Annotated in this window: 4 protein-coding genes and 1 pseudogene; 3 read left to right on the top strand and 2 right to left on the bottom strand. The window is 68.1% G+C overall.

What is annotated here, in order from left to right:
- Positions 1 to 2,066, top strand: a 2,066-nt coding sequence (locus DM995_RS19250; RefSeq protein ID WP_116970721.1) for a TonB-dependent receptor, incomplete at its 5' end; no start/stop codon positions are given.
- A gap of 115 nt (positions 2,067 to 2,181) precedes the next feature.
- Positions 2,182 to 5,406, top strand: coding sequence for an autotransporter outer membrane beta-barrel domain-containing protein (locus DM995_RS19255; protein ID WP_116970722.1), 3,225 nt, complete (start codon positions 2,182 to 2,184; stop codon positions 5,404 to 5,406).
- Positions 5,407 to 5,513: 107 nt separating this feature from the next.
- Here DM995_RS19255 and DM995_RS19260 read toward each other — a convergent pair whose 3' ends face one another.
- Positions 5,514 to 6,083: an SDR family NAD(P)-dependent oxidoreductase gene (locus DM995_RS19260; protein ID WP_232824565.1), complete on the bottom strand. Its 570-nt coding sequence runs from the start codon at positions 6,081 to 6,083 to the stop codon at positions 5,514 to 5,516.
- Here DM995_RS19260 and DM995_RS19265 point away from each other — a divergent pair.
- Positions 6,067 to 6,348, top strand: coding sequence for a helix-turn-helix domain-containing protein (locus DM995_RS19265; protein WP_232824566.1), 282 nt, complete (start codon positions 6,067 to 6,069; stop codon positions 6,346 to 6,348). The two genes, DM995_RS19260 and DM995_RS19265, sit on opposite strands and share 17 nt — an antisense overlap.
- A 52-nt stretch (positions 6,349 to 6,400) precedes the next feature.
- Here DM995_RS19265 and DM995_RS19270 read toward each other — a convergent pair.
- A pseudogene (locus tag DM995_RS19270) lies at positions 6,401 to 6,589 on the bottom strand (sugar phosphate isomerase/epimerase family protein); the annotation flags it as partial.

The raw sequence follows: 6,589 nt of genomic DNA on the forward strand, positions 1-6,589 counted from the left end.
TGGCGGCGCCCGCCGACCTTTCGCCGCCCGTCGCAGAGATCGTGGTCACGGGCGTGCGAACGGCTGCCGAAATCAGCGCCGCGCGCGAGCAAGGCCTGATCGCACTGGACGGCCAGTTCGCGATCGACGCGCACAATCGCGGGTCGGATGCGCTCGCCGAGCGCGTGCCGGGGCTCGGATCGACACAGCTCGGGCCGGGGCGCAACCGGCTGTTCCTGCGCGCCATTGCCGATACCAGCTTCAACGGCCCCACCCAGGCGGTGGTCGGCCAGTATCTCGGCACCGCGCGGCTCAACTACAACGCGCCCGATCCCGATCTCCGATTGATCGACCTCAATCTCATCGAGATCCGCCAAGGGCCGCAGGGCACGCTCTACGGCGCGGGAACGCTGGGCGGGGTCATCCGGCTGCTGCCCAACATGCCCGACAGCCAGAACTGGCAGGCGGCGCAGTCTGGCTCGGTCGCCGCGACCTGGCATGGCGAACCATCGTTCGATGCAAGCGCGATGCTCAACGTGCCGGTGATCGAGGGCAAGCTTGGCTTGCGCGCGGTGGTCTATGCCGGGCGCGACGGCGGCTATATCGACGACCGGCTGCGGCAGAAGAACGACATCAACCGGGTGCACACCACCGGCGGACGGATCATCGCCAGGCTGGAGCCGGGCGACGGCTGGACGATCGATCTGGTCGGTGCCGCGCAGGACATTGACGGGCGCGACAGCCAATATGCCGACCGGCTGGGTGACCGGCTCGACCGCGCAAGCCCCTTTGCCCAGCCCTTTCGCAACCGCTTCCGGCTGGGCCAGGTGTCGATCAGCAAGGCCTGGGACACGTTCGAGCTGCTCACCACCACCACGATCACCGGGCTGGATCTCGACGAGACGTTCGATGCGAGCGAGCCGGGCCAGTCCCCCAGCCTGTTCCGCCAACGCGGCGAGACGCGCCTGATCGCCAACGAGACCCGCCTGTCGGGAATGACCGATGGCGGGCTGACCTGGCTGGTCGGCGGCCAGTTGCTCGGCAACCGCTATCGCATCCGCCGCGCGCGCGGCGAGCTCGCGCGCGTCTCGGCGATTTCGGGGATCGAGAACCGGGTCGAGGAGGCGACCGGCTTTGCCGATCTCGCTTTGCCGCTGACCGGGCGGCTGGTGCTGATGGCGGGCGGGCGGCTCACCCATGCGCGGCTTTCGGGCCAGGCGCTCGAACAGCCGCTGACGCTCGAGGCGTTCCGGCTAGCGCGCAGCCGCAGCCAGACCGCGTTCCTGCCGAGCGCGGGGCTGCGCTATCGCTTTTCCGACGCGCTGTCGGGCCATGTCCGCTATCAGGAGGGCTTCCGCCCCGGCGGAATCAGCGTGCGCGACGACATGATCCGGCGCTTCCTGCCCGACAATGTCTCGGCGATCGAGGCCGGGCTGGCATTCAACAGCGGCAATTTCAGCGCCGATGCAACTTTCGCGCACACCCGCTGGCGCAACATCCAGGCCGATCTGATCGACAGCGACGGCCTGCCCGCAACCGAGAATATCGGCAACGGGCGTATCGTCACGCTCGACGCCAATCTGGCCTGGCGGCCGCTGCCGGGCTTCACCATCGAGGCCTCGGGCGTGTGGGCGGATAGCCGCCTCACCGCGCCCTCGCCACGCATCTTTCTGGTCACGGCCAATCGCGGCACCGCAGGCGGAGCGGCGGTGCCCGAGGGCGCGGTGGTGGTGGAGCGCAACGACCTGCCCAATGTCGCGCGCTGGTCGGGACGGCTGGGCGCAAGCTGGAAGACCGAGGTCCGGGCGGGCGAGACGCTGAGCCTGGGCGGATCGCTGCGCTATATCGGCAGCTCGCGGCTGGGCATCGGCCCTGTCCTGGGCGTGCGCCAGGGCGATGTGCTCGACACCAGCCTGTCGGTGGAGCTCGCGCGGCAGGGCCGGTCGTTCTGGATCCGGGCGTCGAACCTGCTCGACAGCCGGGGCAACCGCTTTGCCATGGGTTCGCCCTTCACGCTGATCCAGGGCGACCAGATCACGCCGCTGCGGCCGCGCACGATCTCTATCGGGGCCGATTTCTCCTTCTGATCAAAGCGTTCCAACACTAATTGCTACTGCCTGACATTTGCAATGCGGGTTTCGTCTCGCGGCATCGTCTTGGGAATGAACACACTCCCCTCCCCGAAAAGCCGAAAGGACGAACATGCGCCTCTTGCTGGCCTGTACCTGTTTGACTCCCGTTGTCCTGCTCCTCCCCATGCACGGCGCGCTCGCCGAAACCACGGTCACCACCGCGCGCACTACCCCGATCGCCACCGGCAGCGCCAACAATGGCGGCGCCGACAGCATCAAGATCACCTCCGCAGGGTCGATCAAGCCGACCTCCGGCGTCGCGGTGACGATCAATTCCAACCATGCGGTGACCAACGAGGGCACCATCCAGCTTACCGACGCGAACAACGCGGCGGGGATCGTCGCCAATGCAGGCGTCACCGCCAATGTCACCAACAGCGGGGCGATCACGCTCGACGAGACCTACAAGGCCACCGACAGCGACAAGGACGGCGATCTCGACGGGCCGCTGGCGCAGGGTCAGAACCGCTTCGGCATCCGCTCGCTCGGCGCGCTCACCGGATCGGTGGTCAACACCGGCAGCATCACCGTCGCCGGCAATGCCAGCGCGGGTATCGCGCTGGAAGGCCCGCTCAACGGATCGCTTACGCACAGCGGGGCGATCACGGTGGTGGGCGACAACAGCGCAGGCATCCGCGCCGGAACCGTCACGGGCAATGTCGCGCTGACCGGCAGCGTTTCGGCCATGGGGGCCAATGCGATCGCGATCGATCTCGGCGGCCCTATCGGCGGCGCGCTGACCATCCAGGGGGCGGTGACCGCGACCGGCTATCGCAGCACCACGGCGCCTGCCGATACCAGCAAGCTCGATGCCGACGATCTGCTCCAGGGCGGCCCAGCGCTGCGTGTCGCAGGATCGGTCGCAGGCGGAATCCTGTTCGACGCGCCGCCCAAGGACCTCAAGCCCGACGACAAGGACGAGGACAAGGATGGCGTCGAGGATGCCAAGGAGGGCACCGCGAGCGTGATCTCCTATGGCGCCGCGCCCGCCGTCCGCATCGGATCGGCGACGCAGGAGGTCGCGATCGGCGCGGTCGCGGGCACTGCCGCAGTGGGCCATGGCATCGTCAACAACGGGCGGATCGAGGGCAATGGCGTCTACAAGGACGTCGCTGCGATCGCCATGGCGATCGGCGGATTGGGCCAGAAGACCACGATCGCGGGCGGAATCCTCAACAATGGCACCATCGCGGCCAAGTCGAATGGCGGCAATGCCACCGCGCTGCATATCGGTGCGCAGGCGAGCGTACCCGCGCTGCAGAACAGCGGCACGATCGAGGCGAGCGGCGGCTCTGCCGCGACCATCCAGGCGCGCGCGATCGTGATCGAGAGCAGCGGATCGATGACGCGGCTGACCAATAGCGGCCGCATCGCCGCCACCGCCGCCACCGACGGCGCGGCAGCAGCGATCATCGACCTGTCGGGCACGCTGGCGACACTCGACAACAGCGGCACGATCTCCGCCAGCGCCGCCAAGCCCGGCGACGGCAAGGCCGTGGCGATCGACCTTTCGGCCAACGCGACCGGCGCGACCCTCCGCCAGACCCCCGCAAGCGCGGGCAGCAAGCCTTCGATCGCCGGTGACATCCGGCTGGGTGCGGGCAATGATCTGGTCGATATTTCCGCAGGCTCCGTCACCGGTGCGATGCGCTTCGGCAGCGGCAACAACCGGCTGGTCGCGAGCGGCGACGCCGCGCTGACCGGCGATGCGACATTCGGCAGTGGCGCGGACGCGGTCCAGCTTTCGGGTAAGGCGAGCCTGGTCGGCGCGCTCGATCTGGGCGGCGGAGCAGATACGCTCTCGCTCGGCGGGACCTCGCTGTTTCGCGGGACGCTAGCCAATGCCAGCCAGGCGGCAGTGTCCGTGGCAGGCGGCACGCTGCAGCTGACCGCGCCCGGCACCGTGCAGATCGCATCGCTGTCGGTGACCGACAAGGGCACGCTCGGCGTGACCATCGACGGCAAGACCGGCACCGTAACGCGCATCGCGGTGGCGGGCAGCGCGACCATCGCGGCTGGATCGAAGCTCGCGGTCAACCTCACCAGCTTCGGCAAGTCGGCGGGCACCTACCAGATCCTCACCGCAGGCCAGCTCAGCGGCAGCGCCAATCTGACGAGCGCCGATGTCGTGCTGCCCTATCTGTTCAGCTCGACGGTGACCGGCAACGATGCTGCGGGCGTGGTGAGCATCGCGATCAAGCCGAAGGCGGCGAGCGAGCTTGCCTTCACGCGGTCGCAGGCACGCGCCTATGATGCGGTGTTCAAGGCGGTCGATAGCGACGGCGATGTCGCCGCGAGCCTGCTGGCCACCACGACCGCCGCCGAAGCCCGCGCGGTGATGCAGCAGATGCTGCCCGATCATGCCGGCGGCACCTTCGCCACGGTGACCCAGGGTTCGCGCGCCACCGCACGGTTCCTCACCGATCCGGCGGCGGCCTATAGCGACCAGGGCAATTGGGGCTTCTGGCTGCAGCAGACCGTTTGGGGCAGCGACAAGGACCGCGGCCAGACCGCATCGTTCGACACCTCAGGCTGGGGTGCGACCGGCGGGGCAGAACTCAAGGCGGGCGATTTCGGCGCCATCGGCCTGTCGATCGCCTATCTCAACGGGCGAAACGACAACAAGCAGACCGGCGGCGAAATCCGCGCGAACCAGTATGAGCTCGCGGCACATTGGCGCGGGCAATGGGGCCCGGTGCGCGCTTTCGTGCGCGGGTCGGCGGCCAGAATCGATTTCGGCGGGACGCGCCGCTTCGCGCAGATGCTGAACGGCAAGCTTGTCGAGCGCAGCGCCGAAGCCGACTGGTCGGGCGATCTGTACAGCGCCTCGGCGGGGCTCGGCTATGAGGCGCGGATCGGCCAGCGCCTGATCCTGCGGCCGACGGCGGTGATCGACTATTACAAGCTGGACGAGAATGGCTATGCCGAGACCGGCGGCGGCAATGCCTTCAACCTGATCGTGGACAAGCGCAGCAGCGACGAACTGGCCGTCAACGGCACGCTGGTGGCGGGATACGAGTTCGGCAGCCTGCGCGCTGACGATGTCTGGATGCGCGCCGAGGTCGAGGGCGGTCGCCGCCAGATCATCGGCGGCTCGCTCGGCGAGACCACCGCCCGCTTCAAGGACGGTGCGGCCTTCACGCTGCTGCCCGACGCGCGCAGCGATGGCTGGATCGGCTGGCTGCGGCTGGTCGGCGGGCAGCAGGGCTTTGCGCTCGCCGGCGAAGTCGGTGCGGAAGAACAGTACGGCAATCTCGCGCTCAACGCACGCGTGTCGCTGCGGATCGGCTTCTGACGCCCGCTTCCGCCTTGGCCCGGCCTCGCATCGAGCCGGGCCGGGGCTGCGACGGTACACGGACGGCCTTGCCAGTCCCTAGCGATGGCAAGGCCGCCGCGCGCGCGTCAGACGCCGGTCGGAATGGGGTTTTCGACAAGGCTCTGGTTGAAAGCCTCGAACAGCGCGTGTTCGCCTGCACCGGGATTGTCGCGCATCGGGCGGATCGCCTCGACAATGACCTCGGGCGCATCGGTGGCCAGTGCGGCGAGCGTCTGCTCGACAAACTCGGGCAACGGCATCGCACGCGGGTCGCCGCTCTTGTAGATCAGGTCGGTATCGACCCAGGGCGGCGCGATTTCCTGCACCCGCACATTGGTGTTGCGCAGCTGAAAGCGCTGCGACAGCGCATAGGCGTGCAGCGCGGCCTTTGTCGCCGAGTATATGGCATTGCTGGCGATCGGCACGAAGGCGAGGACGCTGCTCGTATAGAGCACGGTCGCCTCCGGACGCGTCTTGAGATGCTCGATCAGCGCCGATGTCACGCGGATCGGGCCGAGCAGGTTGGTGGTGATCAGCTGCTGCGCGACCTCGTCATCGACGGGCCCTGACACATCGTCGAACTCCATGAAGCCCGCATTGTTGAACACGATATTGCGGCTGATCTTCGCCAGATCGCATTTGGCCAACCCGCTCACGGTGGAAGAGCTGGCCTCGGTCGCGGCGCTGTCGCCCAGGCAGTTTTCTCGTGCCTTTCGCGCCGAAACCGGTCAGACCCCCGCCAAGGCGATCGAGCAGATACGGCTCGAGGCGGCCCGGCTGATGATCGAGGACACGCGCCATCCGATGGACCGGATCGCGCGGGAAAGCGGCTTTGTCGACCTGCGGCGGATGCGCGAGGCATTCCTGCGGCAATATGGCCAGCCGCCCCAAGCCCTGCGCCGGTCTGCCCGGACAAGCTGACCCCGCGCGGCCGCTCGATCCGCTCGGCAGGGCCCGGCCGGCTGCCTGGCGATCAATCGTAGATCGGCCGCAGCTCGGTATCGAGATAGTAGCGCGTCAGCGCCATCGAGGCGAGCAGGTCCGGCGACCCGTCATATTCGATCGACATCCAGCCCTTGAACTCGTGCTCCTTGAGCAGCCGGTACAGCCCCTTGAGGTCGAGCTCGCCCATGCCGGGCTCCCAGAACCAGCGCGTGCCGTC

It is taken from the genome of Blastomonas sp. UPD001 (genome assembly GCF_003426715.1).
Taxonomy (GTDB): Bacteria; Pseudomonadota; Alphaproteobacteria; order Sphingomonadales; family Sphingomonadaceae; genus Blastomonas.